Annotated in this window: 17 protein-coding genes; 5 read left to right on the top strand and 12 right to left on the bottom strand. The window is 58.0% G+C overall.

Annotation, left to right across the window (positions count from 1 at the left end):
- Position 1: 1 nt before the first annotated feature.
- Together motA and ACR0DT_RS11795 are read left to right on the top strand one after the other, a co-directional pair.
- Positions 2 to 871: a flagellar motor stator protein MotA gene (gene motA / locus ACR0DT_RS11800; protein WP_480710925.1), complete on the top strand. Its 870-nt coding sequence runs from the start codon at positions 2 to 4 to the stop codon at positions 869 to 871.
- Entirely contained in the window at positions 868 to 3,006 is a 2,139-nt protein-coding gene (locus ACR0DT_RS11795; RefSeq protein ID WP_480710924.1) for a hypothetical protein, read from the top strand. The genes motA and ACR0DT_RS11795 overlap by 4 nt, the downstream gene beginning before the upstream one ends.
- 73 nt (positions 3,007 to 3,079) lie before the next feature.
- On the opposite strand, the gene ACR0DT_RS11790 is transcribed toward ACR0DT_RS11795, so the two are convergent.
- The 3 genes from ACR0DT_RS11790 to betB form a co-directional block, all read right to left on the bottom strand.
- Positions 3,080 to 4,423 carry an MmgE/PrpD family protein gene (locus tag ACR0DT_RS11790; protein WP_480710923.1) on the bottom strand — a complete coding sequence of 448 codons (1,344 nt, stop codon included), beginning with the start codon at positions 4,421 to 4,423 and terminating at the stop codon, positions 3,080 to 3,082.
- A complete protein-coding gene (locus tag ACR0DT_RS11785; protein WP_480710922.1) occupies positions 4,420 to 6,861 on the bottom strand; it encodes a GcvT family protein in 2,442 nt (813 codons plus the stop codon). The genes ACR0DT_RS11790 and ACR0DT_RS11785 overlap by 4 nt, the downstream gene beginning before the upstream one ends.
- A 146-nt stretch (positions 6,862 to 7,007) precedes the next feature.
- Positions 7,008 to 8,462, bottom strand: coding sequence for a betaine-aldehyde dehydrogenase (gene betB / locus ACR0DT_RS11780; protein WP_480710921.1), 1,455 nt, complete (start codon positions 8,460 to 8,462; stop codon positions 7,008 to 7,010).
- 183 nt (positions 8,463 to 8,645) lie between these two features.
- On the opposite strand from betB, the gene ACR0DT_RS11775 reads away from it, so the two are divergent.
- Entirely contained in the window at positions 8,646 to 8,975 is a 330-nt protein-coding gene (locus ACR0DT_RS11775; protein ID WP_480710920.1) for a hypothetical protein, read from the top strand.
- Between the two features lie 4 nt (positions 8,976 to 8,979).
- Here ACR0DT_RS11775 and ACR0DT_RS11770 read toward each other — a convergent pair whose 3' ends face one another.
- Positions 8,980 to 9,483, bottom strand: coding sequence for an ion channel (locus ACR0DT_RS11770; protein ID WP_480710919.1), 504 nt, complete (start codon positions 9,481 to 9,483; stop codon positions 8,980 to 8,982).
- Positions 9,484 to 9,558: 75 nt separating this feature from the next.
- Complete coding sequence (trhO, locus tag ACR0DT_RS11765) at positions 9,559 to 10,464, bottom strand: oxygen-dependent tRNA uridine(34) hydroxylase TrhO (RefSeq protein WP_480710918.1); 906 nt, start codon at positions 10,462 to 10,464, stop codon at positions 9,559 to 9,561.
- Positions 10,465 to 10,581: 117 nt separating this feature from the next.
- Here trhO and pncA point away from each other — a divergent pair, with 117 nt between their 5' ends.
- Positions 10,582 to 11,175 carry a bifunctional nicotinamidase/pyrazinamidase gene (gene pncA / locus ACR0DT_RS11760; protein WP_480710917.1) on the top strand — a complete coding sequence of 198 codons (594 nt, stop codon included), beginning with the start codon at positions 10,582 to 10,584 and terminating at the stop codon, positions 11,173 to 11,175.
- Here pncA and ACR0DT_RS11755 read toward each other — a convergent pair.
- Positions 11,172 to 11,705 (bottom strand): hypothetical protein, encoded by a 534-nt coding sequence (locus ACR0DT_RS11755; protein WP_480710916.1) that lies wholly within the window; start codon positions 11,703 to 11,705, stop codon positions 11,172 to 11,174. The genes pncA and ACR0DT_RS11755 overlap by 4 nt on opposite strands.
- 166 nt (positions 11,706 to 11,871) lie before the next feature.
- On the opposite strand from ACR0DT_RS11755, the gene pncB reads away from it, so the two are divergent.
- Complete coding sequence (pncB, locus tag ACR0DT_RS11750) at positions 11,872 to 13,164, top strand: nicotinate phosphoribosyltransferase (protein ID WP_480710915.1); 1,293 nt, start codon at positions 11,872 to 11,874, stop codon at positions 13,162 to 13,164.
- Positions 13,165 to 13,167: 3 nt separating this feature from the next.
- Here pncB and ACR0DT_RS11745 read toward each other — a convergent pair whose 3' ends face one another.
- From ACR0DT_RS11745 to ACR0DT_RS11720, 6 genes are read right to left on the bottom strand one after another with little or no spacing between them, the layout of a single operon-like run.
- Positions 13,168 to 14,619: an aldehyde dehydrogenase family protein gene (locus tag ACR0DT_RS11745; RefSeq protein WP_480710914.1), complete on the bottom strand. Its 1,452-nt coding sequence runs from the start codon at positions 14,617 to 14,619 to the stop codon at positions 13,168 to 13,170.
- Positions 14,620 to 14,650: 31 nt separating this feature from the next.
- Positions 14,651 to 16,249 (bottom strand): ABC transporter ATP-binding protein, encoded by a 1,599-nt coding sequence (locus ACR0DT_RS11740; RefSeq protein ID WP_480710913.1) that lies wholly within the window; start codon positions 16,247 to 16,249, stop codon positions 14,651 to 14,653.
- Complete coding sequence (locus ACR0DT_RS11735) at positions 16,246 to 17,061, bottom strand: ABC transporter permease (RefSeq protein WP_480710912.1); 816 nt, start codon at positions 17,059 to 17,061, stop codon at positions 16,246 to 16,248. The genes ACR0DT_RS11740 and ACR0DT_RS11735 overlap by 4 nt, the downstream gene beginning before the upstream one ends.
- On the bottom strand, positions 17,058 to 18,005 hold the full coding sequence (locus ACR0DT_RS11730) for an ABC transporter permease (RefSeq protein WP_480710911.1): 948 nt from the start codon (positions 18,003 to 18,005) through the stop codon (positions 17,058 to 17,060). Before ACR0DT_RS11730 ends, ACR0DT_RS11735 begins: the two co-directional genes overlap by 4 nt.
- A 39-nt stretch (positions 18,006 to 18,044) precedes the next feature.
- Positions 18,045 to 19,112 carry a ligand-gated ion channel gene (locus ACR0DT_RS11725; RefSeq protein WP_480710910.1) on the bottom strand — a complete coding sequence of 356 codons (1,068 nt, stop codon included), beginning with the start codon at positions 19,110 to 19,112 and terminating at the stop codon, positions 18,045 to 18,047.
- A gap of 55 nt (positions 19,113 to 19,167) precedes the next feature.
- Complete coding sequence (locus ACR0DT_RS11720) at positions 19,168 to 20,655, bottom strand: ABC transporter substrate-binding protein (protein ID WP_480710909.1); 1,488 nt, start codon at positions 20,653 to 20,655, stop codon at positions 19,168 to 19,170.
- Between the last annotated feature and the right edge of the window lie 81 nt (positions 20,656 to 20,736).

Genomic DNA, 20,736 nt, shown 5'->3' with positions numbered 1-20,736 from the left:
CATGATCGGATTAATCGGAATTGTCGTCATTTTCGTTATGGTGTTCGGCGGCTACCTGGCTGCGGGCGGCAAGATGGCCATCATTTTGAAATCGCTGCCTTTCGAGATGATGATGATCGGCGGCGCCGCCGTTGGCGCCTTTCTGATCAGCAATGACATGAGCGCCGTCAAACACACGGCCAAAGACATGGGCAAAGTGTTCAAGGGACCGAAATGGAAGCCCGAAGATTATCGAGACCTGTTGTGCCTACTGTTCTCGCTGATCCGCATTGCCAAAGCCAACCCAGTCGAGGTGGAACAGCATATCGAAGACCCGGACAATTCGTCTTTGTTTTCGGTCTATCCAAAAATTCAGGCAGATAAAGAAGCGGTTGACTTGATCTGCGACACAATGCGCTCGGCCTCGATGAATTACGACGATCCGCATCAGGTGGAAGAGGTGCTGGAAAAACGGATGGAGGCAAACTTCCACCACGCCATGCATTCCAGCCACGCCTTGCAGACGGTTGCCGATGGTCTGCCCGCGTTGGGGATCGTGGCGGCGGTGCTGGGCGTGATCAAGACGATGGGTTCGATTGACCAGCCGCCAGAGGTTCTGGGAAAACTGATCGGTGGCGCGCTGGTGGGGACTTTTCTGGGAGTGTTTTTGGCCTATGGCCTGGTCGGCCCTTTCGCGGGCAAGCTGAAAGCCGTCGTTGAAGAGGACAACCATTTCTACCAGTTGATCAAAGAAGTCCTGGTTGCCAATCTGCATAACCACAACGCCGCCATGTGTATTGAGGTCGGAAGACAAAACACCCCGACCCACAACCGCCCGGACTTCACCGAACTGGAAGAGGCGTTGAAAGAACTCAAGCAGGCCGCGGCATGATCCGGTTCGCGTTCTCATTCTCTGCGTTCATCGCTGGGGTCAGCGGGGCCGCTGCTCAAGATCTGACGGTGCGCTCGGGCGAGCATGACGGCTACACCAGATTGGTAGTTCAAGTGCCGCCGGAAACTGGCTGGGTGCTAAAACAGACGAAAAACGGCGCACGACTGAACGTCGCGTTAAATGATGTGACATACCGGACCGGGTCCGTGTTCCAGCGCCTGACGCAAAACCGTCTGGCCGCCATTTCGCAGGCCGAGCCTGGTGGAACCCTGGAGCTTGAGTTCGGCTGCGATTGTGTCGCCTCGGCCTTTCTGTTCAAGAACACGATGATTGTCGTCGATATCGCGCCCGGCACATTCCTGCCGCCACTCACCAGCGATATTCCGGCCCCGGTTTTTCCCAAAGCCCCAAAGGAAAACGAAACGCCCGACCCGGCGCAGTCCATTGGCGCGCTAGCCTTGCCCCTGTTGAATCTGAACGCGAACGGGTATGAAAACCAGCTTTCGACCCGGCTGCTACAAGGGGCAGATCGGGGTATCGTTGATCTGAACATTGCTCCGGTGGGTCCGCGCGCTTCCACGGGAAATCAAAGCTTGTTTATGCCACCCGACGTCGAACTAAACTTACAGGTGACTTCGATTCTGGACGAACTGAACGGGCTTTTGGGCCCGGACATTCCAAAAGTAGAAAGGCGCCCTCCTTGCGTATCCAGTGCCGAGTTGGCCTTTGACGATTGGTCTGATGGCCACCCGTTCTCGGAACAGGCCGCGCCGCTTCGAGCTGATTTATACCATGAGTTTGACACCCTCGACCCAGATACCGCGCTGAAACTGGCGAAGCTCTACGCGCATTTCGGGTTTGGCGCCGAAGCGATCCGGGCGTTGGATCTGCTGGGGCAGCGATCTTTGGAAACCAAACGCATCGCTGCCATTGCCCAAGTTTTAGACGGCGGTCCACTGACCGAAGATAGTCCATTTCAGGGTCTGCAGCGATGCGACAGCGATGCGGCGTTGTGGGCGGCGCTGAGCGAAGGTCACTTGCAGGAGGACGCCAATCTGACGGCGATCGAACAGAGCTTTGCCCGCCTGCCCGATCACCTGCGGCGCCATGTCGGTCCGGCACTATCGGACATTCTGGTGGACGGAAAGGAATTGGAGGCCGCGCGACGCGTCTTGCGCTCAGTCGATCGCGTCAGAACGCAGACCAGTGCAAGTGTCACGCAATCCAATGCCAAGGTTGCAACAGCCGAAGGAGACGCCCCCAGGACCGAAGCCCTTCTGACCGACGTCATCAAAGCGTCGGACGCCAAGCTGGAGGCTCCGCTGGCACTGGCCCGGCTGGTAGACAAACGCTGGTTGGAAGGCGGCTCAGTTTCACCGCAAGAGTTGGATTTGGCGGAATCCTACACGGTGGAATTTCGCCGCGCCGACATCGGCCCACTGATGCAGCGCACCCATGCCGTCGCGCTAAGCCTGAGTCAGGAATTTGATGCTTCGCTGGATATGGCAACAGACCTGCCAGAAGATGCCGAGTCCACGGAAACCCTGAACCGAGTGGTGTTTCTTCTGACTGAACGGGCTGATGATGCCACCTTTTTGCGCCGTGTTCTGATCTTGCCACCCGCGCAATCCCAGAGCCTAACAACCGACACGGTCATCGCTGTTGCAGACCGGCTGACGGCACTTGGGTTTTCACGACAAGCGTATGTTTTGGCAAAGCGCCCCCGGGACAGGCTCAGACGGGGCGAGCGCGCCCGCCTGCGGGCCAAAGCGGCACTATTGAATCAGCATCCCCATCAGGCAATGCTGGAACTTGACGATGACCAAACGGATGAAGCCATTGTGTTGCGGGCCGAGGCCCTGCTGGCAGCAGGTGACTATGCGACGGCTGGTGATCTGATGCGAAAAGCGGGCCGTGTGGATGAAGCAAATCGCTTGTTCTGGTTGGCAGATCAGCCGGCTCGGGCAAGTTTGGCGCACAAAGCAAAGTTCGATCAGGTCGTTCAGACCACCCAAGGGCTTACGGCCATACCGACTCGGCTGCCAGAAACGCCCTTGGCGGATGCAGAAAGACTGCTGCGGGACAGTGCGGACACACGCCAAAGAATTGCGGAGCTGTTTAAAGCGGTGAATTAGGATTGATTTTGGCTCTAATTCAGGAGAGTTGTGGGTAATTTTCTAGCGCAATAGACTTCGGCAAGCACCTGTCCTAGGGTTCAAAGATCAATGGTGACAGGTCAGAGATCTGCGCGCCGGACGCAACCCAGCCTAAAATGGCATCCTGGATAGACTCGGCACGCGTTAGACCGATAACCGGAGTTGCGAATTCCAAATACTTAGTGATCACTTCATCCCGGCTGATTGGTGCCTCAGGGCCGCCGCGGGCATGGATATCTCCGGAATCGAAAACCTGCCCATCCTTGGTTTCGATGCTGACATCGGCCCAACGCCCATTCGGGAAGCGGGCGTTGTGACGGTCGGTCTCAGCCACGTGAATACGGGGTAAAAGCTCGGCCACGGCCGGGTCTGACAGGCCAGAACCGGAAATATGCTCTACGCCAATCCGGCCGTACAGGGCCTGCGCGGCCACCGCGAAGGGCAAAGAATACTGCGCCTGAGATGTTGTTTCCGGCATACCGCCATACAAACACGCGCCCTGATGGAATGTGTTGATCTGAATGGACCGGATTTGCGTGTGGGTCAGGTCATTGTCCCGCATCACCGCCCGGACACCGTCGATGGCTGCATGGGCCCAGCGGCAAATCGGGTAGGGTTTCACATATTGATGCTCGACCTGCCAGAACTGGCCCAAATCGGCCCAATGGGACGCGGCTGTTTCGGCCTCGATCGTAATGGCTGGCGCACCGGTAAAGCCACGCTCGGCCAAAATTGCGGCGGAAATTCCGACAAGCGCGCCCCACCCAGACCCGTCGTGCAACATTGTAGGGTTGGCAATCTCGCGCATCATCTGGCTGCGGGGGCCGTGATATTCAGCGATGCCCATCGCTTGCCGCATCTGATCCTGCGTATGCCCGCGCAGCCGGGCGGCCATCGCCACCACGCCTAACGCATTCCATGCGCCCGACGTGTGATAGTCGCTGACCGAGGCATGCAGGGACAGACCCGCGCGCCCAGCAATTTCATAGCCGGTGATCACAGTAGCCAGCGCTTCGGGGCCTGTAAGGTCCGGGCGATGCGCGGCCAAAGAGATCAAAGCGGGTAGAACCACAACTCCGATATGCCCCTTGGTCGGGTTATAGCCGTCATGCCCATCCAGATTGTCGGTCTGGGTCGCCCCGGCATAGGCCGCCCCTGCCATGCTGACCGAGCGCCCGTCGAACATCATCCGGGCGCTGAAATTCGGATCAGAGCTGACATAGAGCAGGGCCGCTGTGTCACGCGCGATCACCCCGGCCTCCATCGGGCCAGAGGCGATCAGGATGCCCATCGTGTCCAGCATCATCAGCGCCGCTGCTTCCTTTGCGCTGTCCGGCATCTGTTCTGCAGGCCGATTCAGCGCAAAGTCAGCGACGCGGGCGAAGGTGTCGGTCATGAGACCCCCTCGGCCACCGGTTGAACATCGCGCAGTTTGTAACCTTTGGGATCGAAGGGCGGTTCCGAGAGGACTCTGGCGCTGTGCGGTTTGCCCAGAATGTAAATTTCAATCGTATCGCCAGGGCGGGCCACCTTAGGGTCAGCATAGCCAACGGCCAGTGATTTACCCACCGAATAGCCATACGCGCCCGAGGTCACGCGACCCACGGGCCTACCATCTGGCGTGAAAATCGGCTCGCCCCCGGTGGCGTCAGCGTCAATCGCAACAACCTCAAATATCGAAAGCACCTCGCGTGCTGGATTGTCTTTGACGGACAGATAGGCCTCTTTATTCAGGAAATCCTTGTCCAGTTTGATCAGACCGGCCAAACCAACCTCCTGCGGCCAGTACTCCTGAGAATACTCCCGGCCCCACGAGCCATATCCCTTTTCGATGCGCAGCGATCCCAACGCACGGCCACCGACCGGGCCGCCGTTCAGTTCCTTCGCGGCATCCAAAAGCGCAGAATAGAGCCTTATTTGATCGGATTCGGCGCAATGCAGTTCCCACCCCAGATCACCGGTAAAGCTGACGCGGATGGCCAGGCACGTAACACCAGCCACCTCGATAGTCTGGGATCGCATAAAGCGGAACGCCTCGTTTGACAGGTTCGCGTTGGTCAGCCGTTGCAACAGATCGCGCGATTTGGGCCCTGCCACGTTGAAACCCGCAATGCGGTTGGTGGCGACCTCGAACGTGGTGCCCTCCGGCAGATCAACCATGTTGAAAAAGCGCTGATGATAGCGTTCCGCCATGCCGGAGCCGATCATCATATATTCCTCCTCGGTCACCTTGGTGATGGTGAAATCACCGGCCACGCCGCCCCGGACCGAGATCAGCGGCGTCAGGCAGGACCGACCCACTTCGGTCGGCACCCGATTGGCCACCAGACGATCCAGCCAGTCATACGCGCCCGGCCCCTTGATCACGTAGTTGGCGAAGTTCGAAATATCGATGACACCAACATGGTCGCGCAGCATCTGCACTTCGCGTCCCACAGGCTGCCACCAGTTCTGACGGGTGAAGCCGTTGGTTTCGGGCGCGCCGGGCTGATCGGCGAACCAAAGCGGGTGTTCCCAACCGCAGTTCAGGCCAAAGACGCAGCCCATGTCCTTCTGCATCTCATAGGCTGGGCGCACTCGGGCCGGGCGACCAGCGCTGCGTTCCTCGTTCGGGAAGTGGATGGCAAAACGGTGAGTATAGACGTCTTCGACCCGCGCCTTGGTGAATTTTTTGTCGGCCCAGTCGCCGAACCGCGCAAGATCCCAGGCGAACATGTCATATTGCGGCTCGCCTTCGACCATCCATTGCGCCGCCAGAAGCCCGAGGCCACCGGATTGCGAAAAGCCGGGTATAATACCGGTGCAGCAGAAATAGTTCTTCAGTTCCGGCACCGGTCCCCAGATTGCGTTGCTGTCCGGCGACCAGATCATTGGGCCATTGATCACACGTTTGACCCCAGCAGTTGCCGCCACGGGCACACGTTCGGTGGCGCGGATCACGTTCTCCATGATCCGGTCCAGATCGTCGGGGAACAGGTCATGGGCAAAGTCCAGAGGGGTACCATTCTCGGCCCAGAACCTCATATCCTTTTCATAGGCTCCAATCAGCAGCCCGTTGCCTTCCTGCCGGAAGTAGTATTCGCCGTCCCGATCCGCGATAGAGGGCAGACGACGGCCCAGATTGGCGACTTCATCAATGGCTTCGGTCACGAAATACTGGTGCTCGGTCGGTTGCAGCGGCAGCTCGATCCCCGCCAACGCCGCAACCTCACGCCCCCACAGGCCCCCGGCATTGACCACCCATTGCGTGTGAATATCGCCCTTTTCGGTGCGGACAATCCACGAGCCATCAGGTTGCTGTTCAGTCCCTATTACAGGGCAAAACCGCTCAATCGTGGCCCCAAGTGCGCGTGCCCCCGCAGCATAGGCCATGGTCACCCCTGAGGGGTCCACATTGCCGCCGTCGGGTTCATACATGATACAACGGATGTCATCGAACTGCGCCAACGGGTGCAGTTCCTTGGCCTGTTCGCGACTGATTTCGTGGAAGTTCAAGCCGTAGAACTTTGCCTTGGCCTCTTGCAGGCGCAACTGATGCTCGCGGTCCTCGGTCTGCGCCAGATACAGAGACCCCGGCTGAAACACGCCACAGCCCTGTCCGGTTTCCTTCTCCAGCTCTTTATACAGGTTCATCGTGTAATGCTGGATGCGGGTGATGTTGTTGTTGTCGTGCAGACCGTGAATATTCGCCGCAGCGTGCCAGGTGGACCCTGAGGTCAGCTCATCCCGTTCCAGCAGCACCGCGTCGGTCCAACCGAGCTTGGCCAGATGATACAGGATCGAACAGCCGACAAGGCCACCTCCGATCACAACGGCCTGGGCGTGGGTTTTCATGGGTGTGACCTCCTGCTGGTGGGCGCATGAACGGCACCCTGTCAGGAAAGTCAGCCACAGGTCAAAGGTGGCTTATGCTCTGTTCCCGACGCGAAATGTCGGGAACAGAGTATTCTCGGCACGAAAAATATTCACGCTGAGATGAGTTAATACGGCGCCTCAACATCGTTCATCGAGACATAAACTGTCTTCATCTCGCTGAAATGGTTGATCGCCAGCTTCGAATTCTCACGCCCGACACCTGACATTTTCGACCCGCCAAACGGGGCCTCGACCGGGGCGAGGTTGTAGGTGTTGATGTAGCAGGTGCCTGCCTCGAACCCGGCCACGATGCGGTGGGCGCGGGTCAGGTCATTGGTAAACACACCAGCGGCCAAGCCGAATTCGGTGTCATTGGCGCGGGCCATGACCTCTTCTTCGGTGTCGAAATCCAGTACCGACATGACCGGGCCAAAGATTTCTTCGCGCGCGATGGTCATATCATCGGTGACATCGGCAAAGACCGTGGGCTGCATGTAGAAACCGTCACCGTCGATCCGTTCACCGCCAAAGACCAGCCGTGCGCCCTCGGCCTTGCCCTTTTCAATATAACCCAGCGCGATGTTCATCTGGTTTTCACTGACCATGGGGCCGAAATTGACCTCTTCATCCAGCGGATCGCCGATTTTCGCTGTTGCCAGACGTTCGGACAGACGAGACAGGAAGGCTTCTTTTACCCCCTTCTGAACGAATACGCGGGTGCCGTTGGAACAAACCTGGCCAGAAGAATAGAAGTTGCCCAAAATAGCGCCCGACACGGCGTTTTCGATATCGGCATCGTCAAACACGATCATCGGGGATTTGCCGCCCAATTCCATGGTCACGTGCTTCATGCCATCGGCTGCGGCGGCATAGACCTTGCGACCGGTCGGTACGGACCCGGTCAACGATACCTTGGCTACACGCGGGTCGGTCACCAGCGATGCACCCACATCACCATAACCCTGCACCACGTTGTAGACACCTTTAGGCGCACCCGCTTCGATCAGGATCTCTGCCACTTGCAATGCCGACAGAGGCGTGGTTTCGGAGGGTTTGAACACCATCGTATTGCCGCAAGCCAGTGCCGGCGCACCCTTCCAGCAAGCGATCTGAGTCGGATAGTTCCACGCGCCGATGCCGACGCAGACGCCCAGCGCCTCGCGAATTGTGTAGACGAAATCGCCACCGCCCAGCGGGATATGCTCGCCTGTCAGCGAAGCCGCCAACCCGCCGAAATATTCCAGCGCATCCGCGCCACTGGTTGCGTCTGCCACCAACGTCTCTTGCAGCGGTTTTCCGGTGTCGTGAGTTTCGAGGATCGACAACTCGCGATTACGTTCGCGCATGATATCGGCGGCGCGGCGCAGAACCCGCCCACGCTCAGTTCCGGACATCGCGGTCCACGTGGCATGTGCCGCTTTGGCACTGTTTAGAGCCTGATCTACGATCTCAGGCGTGGCGGAATGCAGCCGCGCGATCACCTCGCCAGAGGCCGGGTAAATGACGTCAATAGGGGCGCCAGTGGTGTCTTCGACATATTCGCCATTGATGAAATGGCTGGCCTTGGGCTGAAACTTCATGCCGCGTCCTTTTCTTGATTGCACCCGCGTCGGGTAAAGAGCGTTGCCCGCGGATTTAACTTTTATTGATTGGCCAGTCAATAAAACCCGTAACAGGCAATATCCCGCCGAGTCGCAGCCCCCTACTCTTGAAATGAAAAGTTAATGTTCCATTTATGTTCTACATAGTCAGGGGAACATCCGATGGCCCAGAACTTGCGAAATTCCGCCCCGAGCGGACCGTCAAACGACTATCACTTGCTGCCCGTCACGGATCGGCAGATGCGCTATGCCCGCGCCATTGCCGAACAGTCGGCGCTGGAAATCCCGGTCGAGGCGCAACGCGACCGGCGGACGATGTCGGCCTGGATTTCGGCGCATAAGCCACACGACCCGTCACCCTTTGCCAATTACCCCTCTGGTAAGCAGGTGGCTTTTGCCGAGCGGATTTCGCGCAGCAAGCGCAGACCGATTCCATCTGAATGTTTCCGCGACAAACACGCCATGTCGCTGTGGATCGACCACAATAAGTAATCGTTCAGGTCTGACTGTGCCCGCGCGCATAGACACCCACGGCTGCTGCAACGAACAGACCCAGCAGGATATATCCAGTGATCGCCTCAGCCACAGCCAGACCACGACACAGGCCTGCGGGGTGAAGGTCACCGAACCCAACCGTCGTGAACGTGACATATGAGAAATACAACACGTCCGACGGCCCTTTGGCACCGACGACGCACAGATCGTAATATCCGAACGAGCCGTAGACCGCCGCGAACAGGAAAGGCACGACCTGAATGAAGGAAATCCCCATCAGCAATAGCTGATGCTTAGGGGATTTCACTTGGGTCATGGAATACCAAGTTTGCGACACCAACCAGATCGTCAATCCTATGGTTGTTACCGTCCCTATGGTGTCGCCAGCCGCGGCCTCGCTCAGCCGTGATAAGCCGTACCAGGCAACAAAGCTGACGATGACCAGACCAAAGGCCGCGATCAGAGTCGATTTCCACTCGTTCAGCGTTGAGGGGTCGCGGTGCATGAAACCTCCGATACGGTGTTACAGGCACAATGATCGGCATTCCGCCCTTTGCCCGCAACCTTATTTATCAGAGAGTTAGTCGACGCCCAGATGCTCTTGCCCACGCTGGCGCGCCAGAACGATCTGCTTCTGCCGCTCGCGGAAGCGCATCTTGTCGGCCTCTGAGGTCTCGTTAAGGCATTGGTGGCAGCATACGCCATGCTCGTATTCTGGGCGCTTTACGTCCTCGGGCAGGATCGGGCGGCGACAACCGTGGCACAGCTTGTGCGGCCCTTCGACCAGCCCGTGCCCGACGGACACACGGTTGTCGAACACAAAGCATTCACCCTGCCAGGTGCTGTCCTCGGCGGGCGTTTCCTCAAGGTAGCGCAGGATACCGCCTTTCAGGTGATACACATCCTCGACCCCCTGCCCCAGCAGGAAGTTGGTTGATTTCTCACAGCGGATACCGCCGGTGCAGAACATGGCGACGCGCTTGTTGTGGAAGCGATCCTTGTTGTCTTCCCACCATGTTGGGAATTCGCGGAAACTGGCTGTTTCAGGGTCTATTGCGCCTTCAAACGTGCCAATCGCCACCTCGTAATCGTTGCGCGTGTCGATCACCACCACGTCGTCCGAACGGATCAGATCGTTCCAATCCTCAGGTTCAACATAATTGCCGACGCGGGCGCGCGGATCGACATCCGGCTGACCCATGGTCACGATTTCTTTCTTCAGGCGCACCTTCATCTTGCCGAATGGCGGATGATCGGCAGTGGCCTCTTTCCATTCCAGATCAGCGCAGCCAGGCAGCGCCTTGATATGCGCTAGCACCGCGTCAATCCCGGCACGAGGGCCGGCGATAGTGCCATTGATCCCCTCCTGCGCCAGCAGAAGCGTGCCTTTGACAGATTGCGCACGGCAAAGATCTAGCAGAGGTTCACGCAGGGCAGCGTGATCCGGGAAACGGGTGAAGTGATAGAGAGCAGCGATCGTATACATGCGCGCGGTCTAAACCTGACGCTACAGAGTCGCAAGGGATCGAATTGACGCTTCGCAGCCAGATTGACGATTTGGCCTGCGCGTCCTACCGATAGTGCAACCCGAGGAGAAACCGCGATGACCCACGCCCTGCTTGTAATCGACGTCCAGAACGATTTCTGCCCCGGCGGCGCGCTGGCCGTTCCCGGAGGGGATGAAATCGTCGCCCCCATCAACGCGATGATGAATGATTTCGATGCCGTGATCCTGACGCAGGACTGGCACCCGGCGGACCATTCCTCATTCGCGAGCGGGCACGACGACAAAGATCCCTTTGAAGTGAAAGACATGCATTACGGCCCACAGGTTCTTTGGCCGGATCACTGCGTTCAGGGCACTGAGGGTGCGAATTTTCACCCGGACTTGAACACCCATGCCGACCTGGTCATTCGCAAGGGTTTTCGTAAAGGCATCGACAGCTACTCGGCTTTTTTTGAGAACGATCAGACAACGCCCACCGGACTGGAGGGATATCTAAAGACCCGTGGGATCACGAAGCTGACGCTGGTCGGATTGGCCACAGACTTTTGCGTGCACTACTCAGCGATCGATGCGGCCCGTTTGGGGTTTGATGTAACTGTTCAGATGGATGCGTGCCGGGCCATTGATCTGGACGGCTCGCTGGCTGCCGCAGAAACCGCAATGCGGGAAGCGGGCGTTACCCTGGCCTAGGGGGCAGAGCCCTCGGACGCCAGATATCTGAGCACAACAATCACAACCACGGCCAGACCAAGCGCAAACCCGATACGCCCCTGAACCGAGCGCCTTTTTGGTGTGGTCACGTCAGGCTGTTGTGGCTTCGGCATACGATCCTGCACTTCGTGGGTCATGCCCGCCCTCGGGCGAGCCCGCTTTACGTCATCGAGGAAATGCCAGAAGTCAAAATCACCGCAGTATTCTCCTTGAACACCCATATTGCGAATATTCGAGAATAACCGCTTCAGAATACGCTCACGATCCGGGGCATCTTCGGGCAGGAAAACCCCGTGCGGTAGGTCCTTACCCTTAGACTCCAAGCTGAACCCTGATTCCAAAAATATACGACGAATCTTGGGGGACGCGCTGTGCAGCGCCTCAACGGTTTGGATGTCGCGAAAGGACGCGCGAACGGCACGGTGGCCGGTCACGGCGGCCATGCCATGTTCCGGATCCACTTCATCCGGTGCAATCGCTACAATATCAAAGTCGTACTCGAGACCCATGCACTAACTAAACCTTGTTCTTCCAACCCCTTCTTTTCACTAACCAATGAAAAGATCACACAATATGCTCGATTTGTGACCTCACCTTGTCATTGTCTTCAATCTAGCGACTCTTGCCAATCCATGCACCTATTGATCTAACAACGGAAATCGCAGGAGTTCCAGCATGGTCGATATTGCGACGCGCGTGTACAATCATAAATGGAAGATTGACCCGATTGTACGGTCTTTAATCGACACAGACTTCTACAAACTGCTGATGTGCCAGTCAGTGTTTCGAAATAAGCCCCAAACAGACGTGGTTTTTTCGCTGATCAACCGGTCGAATCACATTCCCTTGGCCAAGTTGATCGACGAAGGCGAACTTCGTGAGCAGCTGGATCATATCCGGTCTCTTAGCCTCAGTCGGGGTGAAAGCACATGGCTGCGCGGCAATACCTTCTATGGAAAACGGCAGATGTTCCGCTCGGATTTCATGCAATGGTTCGAGAATCTGCGCCTTCCGCCCTACCACCTTGAGCGCAAAGGCGATCAGTACGAACTGACCTTCGAGGGCAAGTGGCATGAGGTCATGCTGTGGGAAATTCCGGCGCTGGCGGTATTGATGGAGCTGCGATCCCGCGCGGTTCTGAACAACATGCGCCGGTTCGAACTGCAGGTGCTTTATGCCCGCGCCATGACCCGCGTATGGGAAAAGATCGAACAATTGCGAAGCATTGAAGGTCTGGGTATTGCCGATTTCGGCACCCGCAGGCGGCACTCCTTCCTGTGGCAGGACTGGTGCGTGCAGGCAATGATCGAAGGGTTGGGAGCTGCGTTTACCGGCACCTCGAACTGTTTAATCGCCATGCGGCGCGAGGTTGAGGCGATTGGCACAAACGCCCACGAACTGCCCATGGTCTATTCCGCGCTGGCCGAATCCGACGCCGAATTGGCGCAGGCCCCCTACGACGTCCTCAGCGACTGGCACGAAGAACATGACGGCAACCTGCGTATTATCCTGCCCGATACCTATGGTACGCAGGGCTTTCTGGACAATGCGCCGGATTGGCTGGCGGGCTGGACAGGCATCCGCGTCGACAGCGGTGATCCGGCGACGGGCGCTGAGATTGCCATCAATTGGTGGAATTCACGTAGCGAGGACCCTATGCAAAAGCGCGTTATTTTCTCTGACGGGCTGGACGTGGACAAGATTCACGAGCTGCACAACCAATTCGCCCATCGCACCAAGGTTTCATTTGGTTGGGGCACCCTGCTGACCAACGATTTCCGTGGACTTGTCCCAGAGGACGCGCTGGCACCGTTCTCTCTAGTCTGTAAGGCTGTGTCCGCCAATGGCCGACCAACCGTGAAACTGTCGGACAACCCGGAAAAAGCGATGGGTCCGAAGGATGAGATCGAGCGCTATAAGCGCGTCTTCGGTGTTGGCGCGCAACAGTCGATCGAAGTGATCGTTTAGACCCTAACCATGAAAAGCCGCCACGGTTTTCACCTGTGAGAACCCAAACAGCGCCTCGAACCCCTTTTCGCGGCCATGGCCGGATTTACCGACGCCACCAAAGGGCAGTTCGACCCCACCACCCGCGCCATAGTTGTTGATGAACACCTGACCTGAGCGCAGCCGTTTCGCCAACTGCATCTGCCGTGCCCCGTCGCGGGTCCAGATGCTGGCGACCAGCCCATATTCGGTGGCATTGGCGATCTGAACGGCCTCGTCCTCGGTCTCAAAGGGGATCAGAACCTGCACCGGTCCAAAAATCTCATCTCGAGCCAGAATGTGACCTGGCGGGACATCTGCGAAAAGGGTCGGCTGCACATAAGCCCCCTCAGTAGGCGCGTAATCTACGATGCTGCCCTGCCCCGCGATGCTGAGATCCGTACCTTTGGCCAGAAATCCCTTGACGATTTCTTTCTGACGGGCCGAGATCAGGGGACCAACCCGCAAATCCTCGGACGCCGGACCAACGGTCAGCTCGGCATAGGCGGCTGCCATGCGGGCCTTGACCTGTTCATACACCCCACGCTGCACCAGAATGCGGGACGAGGCCGAACAGGTCTGCCCCGCATTCTGGATACCCGCATTCACCAAAAACGGTAGCGCAGCGCCCAGATCAGCGTCGTCGAACACCAGTTGGGGCGATTTCCCCCCCAATTCCAGCGTCACCGGCACCACATTACGCCCCGCCGCCTCCTGCACCAGCGCGCCGGTGGCAACTGACCCAGTGAATGAGATATGCTGGACACCCGGATGCGCTGACAATGCCGCCCCGGCCTCAGGCCCCAACCCTGGCACCGCGTTCAGCGCCCCGGCGGGCAAACCGGCCTGTTGCGCCAGATGGGCAAAGGCAAGCGCGGTCAAACACGCCTCTTCCGCTGGTTTCAGCACGCAGGCGTTGCCCATCGCCAAAGCCGCTCCGACGGAGCGGCCGATGATCTGCATCGGGTAGTTCCACGGCACGATATGCCCGGTCACCCCGTGCGGTTCGCGCAGGGTATAGACGGTGTACCCGTCCAGATAGGGGATCGTCTCTCCCATCACCTTATCCGCCGCACCGCCGTAGAATTCGCAATACCGCGCCAGCGCCACGGCATCTGCACGGGCCTGCGTCAGCGGTTTTCCCACATCCATCGCCTCAAGCTGTGCCAGGTCGTCTACGCGCTCCAACACCAGTTGACCAAGCCGGGTGAGGATGCGGCCCCGCTCTAACGCCGTTTTACGCCCCCAATCTCCGTCCAACGCCGCCTGCGCCGCCTTCACTGCGAGGTCAATATCCGCTGCATCTGTACGGGCGATCCGACAAATCTCGGACCCGTCCGATGGGTTGATCATGGGGATTGTCTTTTGTGATACGGGGGCAACCCATTCGCCACCGATCAGGCAAAGGCTGGGATTGAACCAGAGTGGATTGGACATTTTCACCTCCGTTTTTGGCTCTAATATGGGCTCAAGAAACATTCACCCCGATATCTGGCAAGACTGGCGCAGCATCAATCAGGGTTCGAGTGTACGGGTGTTGCGGGTTGGAGAACACTTGCTCAGTCTCTCCCTGTTCGACGATTTTGCCAGCTTGCATCACTATCACCCGGTCCGTGATTGTACGCACAACGCTCAGATCGTGGCTGATGAACAGATAAGTAAGGTTATAAGTAGCGCATAGTTCGGCCAACAGATCCAGAATCTGCGCCCGGACCGATACATCCAGGGCCGAGACCGCCTCATCAAACAGGATCAATTCAGGGCGGATGATTAGGGCTCGGGCGATTGCTATCCGCTGCCGCTGCCCGCCCGAGAATTCATGGATGTACTTGCCCGCATCATCAGGGCTGAGGCCCACGGCAGTCAGCATTTCTGCGATACGGTCTTGTCGCTCGGACCCTGTGGGCGGGGATTCCAGCAGGTAAAACGGCTCGGTAATCAGGCGGGCCACACGGTGGCGCGGGTTGAAGCTTCCATAGGGGTCTTGAAACACCACCTGCATCTTGCGACGGACAACAGGGTTGGGCTTGTGACTGGCAAAAACAGGCTGGTGGTCCAGTAAAACTTCACCGCTCTGCATCTCTTCTAAGCCAAGAATAGCCCGTGTTAGGGTCGATTTCCCACATCCGGACTCTCCGACCAGCCCCAGTCTCTCACCTCGATTCAGGGTAAAACTAACCTTGTCCACTGCACGTTGGCGCCCCGGCTTTCCAAACAGGCCTTTTCGGGGCAAGCGATAGTCACGTACAACATTTTTCACCTCGAGCAGCGGCCGGGCCGCCGGTGGGTCAGGCAACGAAACCTGATGGCCTGAGGCTTGAAACAGCATCCGTGTATAGGGGTGCTGCATATTGCACAGTAGATCAGTTGTTGCGCCGCTTTCGACAACCTCGCCGCGGCGCATCACGACGATCCGGTCAGCCATGTCAGCCACCACGGCCAGATCATGGGTGATCATCAGCAGACCCATGCCGTATTCGCGCGCCAGATCTTTGAGCAGGCCCAGGATCTGCGCCTGTGTTGTCACATCCAGCGCAGTTGTCGGCTCATCCGCGATCAACAGCTTGGGGCGCAGCCCGATGGCCATGGCGATCACCACGCGCTGCCGTTGACCGCCGGACAATTCATGGGGATAGCGAGACAGCGGGAAACGGTCAGAAGGAAGGCCAACGCGGGTCAGAACCTCTTGCGCGCGCTCCCGCGCCTTAGCGCGCGGCATGGCCTTATGGATCAGGATTGTTTCGACCACTTGATCGCCGATGGTTTTGACCGGGTTCAGGGCCGTCATGGGTTCCTGAAACACCATCCCGATCTCGGCCCCGCGCAAGGCGCACATATCACGCTCAGACTGTGTCAGCAGGTTCTTTCCATTCAGGCGGATCGCACCTTCTGTTTTTGCCCCATTCGGTAGCAATTGCATCACGGTCAGTGCAGTCATCGACTTGCCCGACCCGCTTTCACCGGTCACAGCCACGATTTGACCAGCATCAAGGCGCAGGCTGACATGCTTGAGAATCTCGGTCTCGTGGATGGTCAGAGACAGGTTATCAATCTTCAACAAGCTCATGCTCGCGCCACCCGTATTCTGGGGTCCAGCCAATCGCGCAGACCGTCACCCAACAGGTTCAGCCCCAGAACCGTGACAATAATCGCAACACCGGGAATCAGAGCCAAATGCGGGGCAAAACTGACCATTGTCTGCGCGTCGGCCAGCATCCGACCCCAGCTGGGCGTTGGAGGCTGTGCGCCCAGACCGACATAGGATAGGCCCGCCTCGGCCAAAATACCCAGCGAAAACTGGATGGTCCCCTGCACGATCAGCAGGTTCGCCACATTGGGCAGGATATGCTCTGCAGAAATCCGCGCCGCACCCTTGCCCGAGACACGCGCGGCCAGAATGAACTCACGCTCCCAAAGGGACAGTGCCGCGCCGCGGGTGATGCGGGCGAACACGGGGATGTTGAAGATGCCAATGGCGATGATGGCATTGATCGCTCCCGCGCCGAACACGGCAGTGATCAGGATTGCGATGACCAGCGAAGGGAAGGCAAAGACCAGATCATTGCCACGCATAATGACCTCATCCAGCCACGATCCTTTGCGCGCTGCTGCCGTCAGGCCCAGCGGCACGCCCAGCGCCATGCCGATCCCCACCGCTACCAGCGCCACGGCGATAGACGTGCGCGCGCCCACCATGATCATCGAGAACATGTCACGCCCGAAATGATCTGTACCAAACCAGTGCTGTGAATTAGGTGGTTGCAACTTGTTGGGAATGTCCAGCGCGGCATAATCATAAGGCGTCCAGACAAAGGACATCAGAGCCGCCAGCAGCACCAGCGATGACAGCACCGCACCTAGGATCAGATTGCGGCTCATGACCGACCTCTCAGCCTTGGGTCAACGGCGGCATAGGTAAGATCGACCAGAAAATTCACCGTGATAACAGCAAAGACAAGCAGCATGACCACCGATTCCACCACAATCAGATCGCGGGCCGATATCGCCTGAAATACAAGCCGCCCGAGGCCCGGCAGATAGAACACCTGCTCGATAATGATCGAACCGGCCAGCAGAAACGAAAACTGCAGCCCGATAATGGTCAGAACCGGGATCAGCGCGTTGCGCACCCCGTGCCGCCACAGCGCTTGACGCCGTGACAATCCCTTGGCGCGGGCAGTGCGCATGAAATCTTCGCCCAGAATATCCAGCAGTGAGGACCGCATGACCCGTGCCAGGATCGCCGCCTGCGGCAGGGCCAGCGCAATGGCGGGCAAGGTCAGTGAATGTAGGCCGGTCCAGATACCCTCGTCCCACCCCGCGAACCCGCCAGCATTGAACCAGCGCAGGTTGATGGCGAAGATCAGCACCAGCATCATTGCGAACCAGAAATTCGGCACCGCGATGCCCAGCTGCGTCGCCCCCATCACCGTCAAATCCCCCGGCTTGCCCCGGCGGGCGGCAGCGTAAATGCCTGCAGGAAAGGCAATCAGGGTCGACAAGGTCAACGCATAAAGCGCCAGCGGCAGCGACACCCACATCCGATCTGCAATCATCTGCGACACCGGCGTGCGATAGGTGTATGAGGTTCCAAAATCCCCCACCATCATCCCGCCAACCCAATTGAAGTACCGCTGTATCTTGGACCCGTCCAACCCCAGCTCGGCGCGCAGGGCAGCCAAGGTATCCTCTTGCGCGTTCACACCCAACATGAACGAGGCCGGATCGCCCGGTGCCACCTCGATCACCGCGAAGATGACCACCGAGGCGACCACGAGGCTGATGACCAGCGATATCAGACGTTTGAGGGCATAGCGCAGCATTAAGCCACGTTAGGTACACATATCGCGCGGGTCCAGCACCTAAGGTACCAACAGATAGGCAAAAATCGCGTAACCGACGATGGCGGCATAGCCCAGCGGGTAAATCCACTTGATCGCGTAATTGTCCAGCTTTCTGGCCCCGTCCTCGTGCCCGGACACCTTCAGTTTGCGTAAGGCCACGTTGAACACAATCAGCGCCCCGGTCATCAGGAACATGCATTGCAAGACGAAATCCAGAAACGTCAGATAGCCCAGTTTGGGCAGATCGGCAGAAATGGCCCAGTTAAAGGCCACAAAGACCAGCAGGTTGCCCCCGGCAATCTCGATCCGGCGGCGGTATTCATCAAGGAAGAACAGCGCCCAACCCACCGAGATCAGAACCAGCATCGGCAGGAACACCCGGATTACATAATAGGTCAGGTGCCGGTGGCCCTGAAACGCCAGCGCGACCTGATCGCTGTCCCGACCCGATAGGCCGATGACCGTCGAATGCAGAACCTGAGGGTTGTCCAACACCCATTCCTCTTCGCCCAGCAGATCGCCCAGGCCGGAGTACTCTTCCAGCGGATAGTAGGAAACGTATTCGGACGGAAAGATCGAAACCACCTCGAAGAAGAACTCCTGCGTGTCGAACGGATATTTGCGGAAATCGAAATGCGGCGCCTGCAATGTCAGCGAGGATTTCTCGACATAAACCACATGCCCGTCATGGCGCAGCGAGGCCGCGGCCTCGTGTATCCATTTGTTGGATTGCTGGTTGTGGATGACAAAGGCCGGAACCACCGCCCCGATATCCGAGGCATGTTCGGCCAGCGCGCTTGGATTGAAAACCTGAATCTCGCGCCCGACGGTATCGCGGTCAAAGGCCAGCGCAGGATCGGTCCATTCGACACGCAGAACAACGACAGCGCCGTAGTTTTCGGCCTTTTGATCCACGCTGGTGACCTGATCGATACGGATGCCAATCCCCACCTCCAGCGGGTTTTCCGGTGTGCCGACCAGCGCCCCAAGCCCGCCATCCAGCACATTCTGCGCCTGCGCCTTGCCGCCCAGCACGAACAGGCAGGCAGTAACCGCAACAAAACACAAAAAACGGACCAAATTCATTGTCAGGCTCACTCGGAAACGGGTAATCCGGGGCCGGATACAGCCCTGGATCAGATTATTCGGCCCAGCTGATCTGGGTCAGGTCGATGGCAGCGGTTGGCGCGTTCTCCCACAGGCCCTGAACACCGGCCTTGGCGACCCCCAGCTTGGCCAGCTGAAAAAGGTATCCGTTGACATAATCCGTGGCGATCAGGCGCTGCATATCGCCCAGCAGCTTTTTACGCTCATCCGGGTCAGTGGTTGCGTTCAGTGTTTCCATCAGCGTCTGTGCATCCAGACTGTCATACTGGAAATAATAGTCGGGGCGGGCATAAATCCCGATATCCATCGGCTCGGTATGGCTGATGATGGTCAGGCCGTAATCCTTGCCTTTGAAAACAGATTCCAACCACTGCGCCCATTCCACATTGATAATCTCGGCATTGATGCCAACTTCGGCCAGTTGCGCGGCAATGATCTCACCCCCACGCCGGGCATAAGAGGGCGGCGGCAGGTGCAGTGTGGTTTCAAACCCTTCTTCATACCCTGCATCGGCCAGTAGCTTGGCAGCCTCTTTCGGGTCATGGGCCGAGGTGCCGGTCAGATCGACATAGGCCGGGTTATGCGGTGCGAAATGAGTCCCAATGGGCGTGCCGTAGCCGAACATCGCCCCGTCAATGACTGCCTGCCGGTCGATGGCATGAGCCAGCGCTTGCCGCACGCGGATATCATCGAACGGGGGTTTCTTGTTATTGGTCGACAGTATGGTTTCCCCCTCGGTCGACCCTACTAGTACCTGAAAGCGTGGATCGGCCTCGAATTGCGGCAAGTTTTCGGGTGCGGGGAAGTTGTCGAACACATCCACATCTTCGGCCATCACCGCGGCAAAGGCGGCGGTGGGGTCCGAGATGAACTTGAACGTAGCAGTCTCTAATGCAGGCTGTTCGCCCCAGTAATTCGGATTCCGGTTCAGCGTGATACTGTCGCCCTGCACCCAGTCGCCAAAGGTAAATGCTCCGGTCCCCACCGGATTGGTTTTGATGTTGTCGATACTTTCGGGCGCGACGATCACCGCATCCCCCCAAGCCATGTTGAACAGAAAATTCCCGTTCGGCTCGGACAGGGTGACTTTGACAGTCAGTGGGTCCACAACCTCAACGCTTTCGATCCCTGCAAACAGCGCCTTTTGCGCATTGGCACTATCTTCAGCCGTGGCGCGGTCGAGGCTGAATTTGACATCCTCAGCATCCATGACGGTGCCGTCATGAAAGGTCACCCCTTCGCGCAGCTTGAATGTATAGACAGTACCATCCTCGGAAATTTCCCAGCTTTCGGCCAGGCCAGGCACGACCGAACCGTCGCCCATAAAGCGGGTCAGACCTTCGAAAATATTAGTGTACACCACCGAATCAATGGCCTGCGCGGCGGCACTGGTCGGGTCCAGATGTGGTGGTTCTAGCTGCATCGCAATGGTAATGTCGGATTTTGCCAAAGCCTGCGTGGCAAACAGGCTGACACCCACAGCCAGCGCTGACGCAAAGGTCCGAAACATCTGCTTTGTCATGAAAAACTCTCCCCGCTGAAAGGCGTGACCCTGCGTTTATTCGGGCCGTTCTGCAGGTAATGTCCCTTCAAACCTCGGGTC

Source organism: Ruegeria sp. BI11, from assembly GCF_056538005.1.
Note: the sequence above shows the minus strand (reverse complement) of the source record. Positions and strands in the feature narration are given on the sequence as shown.

What these genes read in the sequence shown, in the direction of transcription:
- motA (WP_480710925.1), top strand. Translation starts at nt 2, where the DNA reads ATGATCGGATTAATCGGAATTGTCGTCATTTTCGTTATGGTGTTCGGC.
- ACR0DT_RS11795 (WP_480710924.1), top strand. Translation starts at nt 868, where the DNA reads ATGATCCGGTTCGCGTTCTCATTCTCTGCGTTCATCGCTGGGGTCAGC.
- ACR0DT_RS11790 (WP_480710923.1), bottom strand. Translation starts at nt 4,423, where the DNA reads ATGACCGACACCTTCGCCCGCGTCGCTGACTTTGCGCTGAATCGGCCT.
- ACR0DT_RS11785 (WP_480710922.1), bottom strand. Translation starts at nt 6,861, where the DNA reads ATGAAAACCCACGCCCAGGCCGTTGTGATCGGAGGTGGCCTTGTCGGC.
- betB (WP_480710921.1), bottom strand. Translation starts at nt 8,462, where the DNA reads ATGAAGTTTCAGCCCAAGGCCAGCCATTTCATCAATGGCGAATATGTC.
- ACR0DT_RS11775 (WP_480710920.1), top strand. Translation starts at nt 8,646, where the DNA reads ATGGCCCAGAACTTGCGAAATTCCGCCCCGAGCGGACCGTCAAACGAC.
- ACR0DT_RS11770 (WP_480710919.1), bottom strand. Translation starts at nt 9,483, where the DNA reads ATGCACCGCGACCCCTCAACGCTGAACGAGTGGAAATCGACTCTGATC.
- trhO (WP_480710918.1), bottom strand. Translation starts at nt 10,464, where the DNA reads ATGTATACGATCGCTGCTCTCTATCACTTCACCCGTTTCCCGGATCAC.
- pncA (WP_480710917.1), top strand. Translation starts at nt 10,582, where the DNA reads ATGACCCACGCCCTGCTTGTAATCGACGTCCAGAACGATTTCTGCCCC.
- ACR0DT_RS11755 (WP_480710916.1), bottom strand. Translation starts at nt 11,705, where the DNA reads ATGGGTCTCGAGTACGACTTTGATATTGTAGCGATTGCACCGGATGAA.
- pncB (WP_480710915.1), top strand. Translation starts at nt 11,872, where the DNA reads ATGGTCGATATTGCGACGCGCGTGTACAATCATAAATGGAAGATTGAC.
- ACR0DT_RS11745 (WP_480710914.1), bottom strand. Translation starts at nt 14,619, where the DNA reads ATGTCCAATCCACTCTGGTTCAATCCCAGCCTTTGCCTGATCGGTGGC.
- ACR0DT_RS11740 (WP_480710913.1), bottom strand. Translation starts at nt 16,249, where the DNA reads ATGAGCTTGTTGAAGATTGATAACCTGTCTCTGACCATCCACGAGACC.
- ACR0DT_RS11735 (WP_480710912.1), bottom strand. Translation starts at nt 17,061, where the DNA reads ATGAGCCGCAATCTGATCCTAGGTGCGGTGCTGTCATCGCTGGTGCTG.
- ACR0DT_RS11730 (WP_480710911.1), bottom strand. Translation starts at nt 18,005, where the DNA reads ATGCTGCGCTATGCCCTCAAACGTCTGATATCGCTGGTCATCAGCCTC.
- ACR0DT_RS11725 (WP_480710910.1), bottom strand. Translation starts at nt 19,112, where the DNA reads ATGAATTTGGTCCGTTTTTTGTGTTTTGTTGCGGTTACTGCCTGCCTG.
- ACR0DT_RS11720 (WP_480710909.1), bottom strand. Translation starts at nt 20,655, where the DNA reads ATGACAAAGCAGATGTTTCGGACCTTTGCGTCAGCGCTGGCTGTGGGT.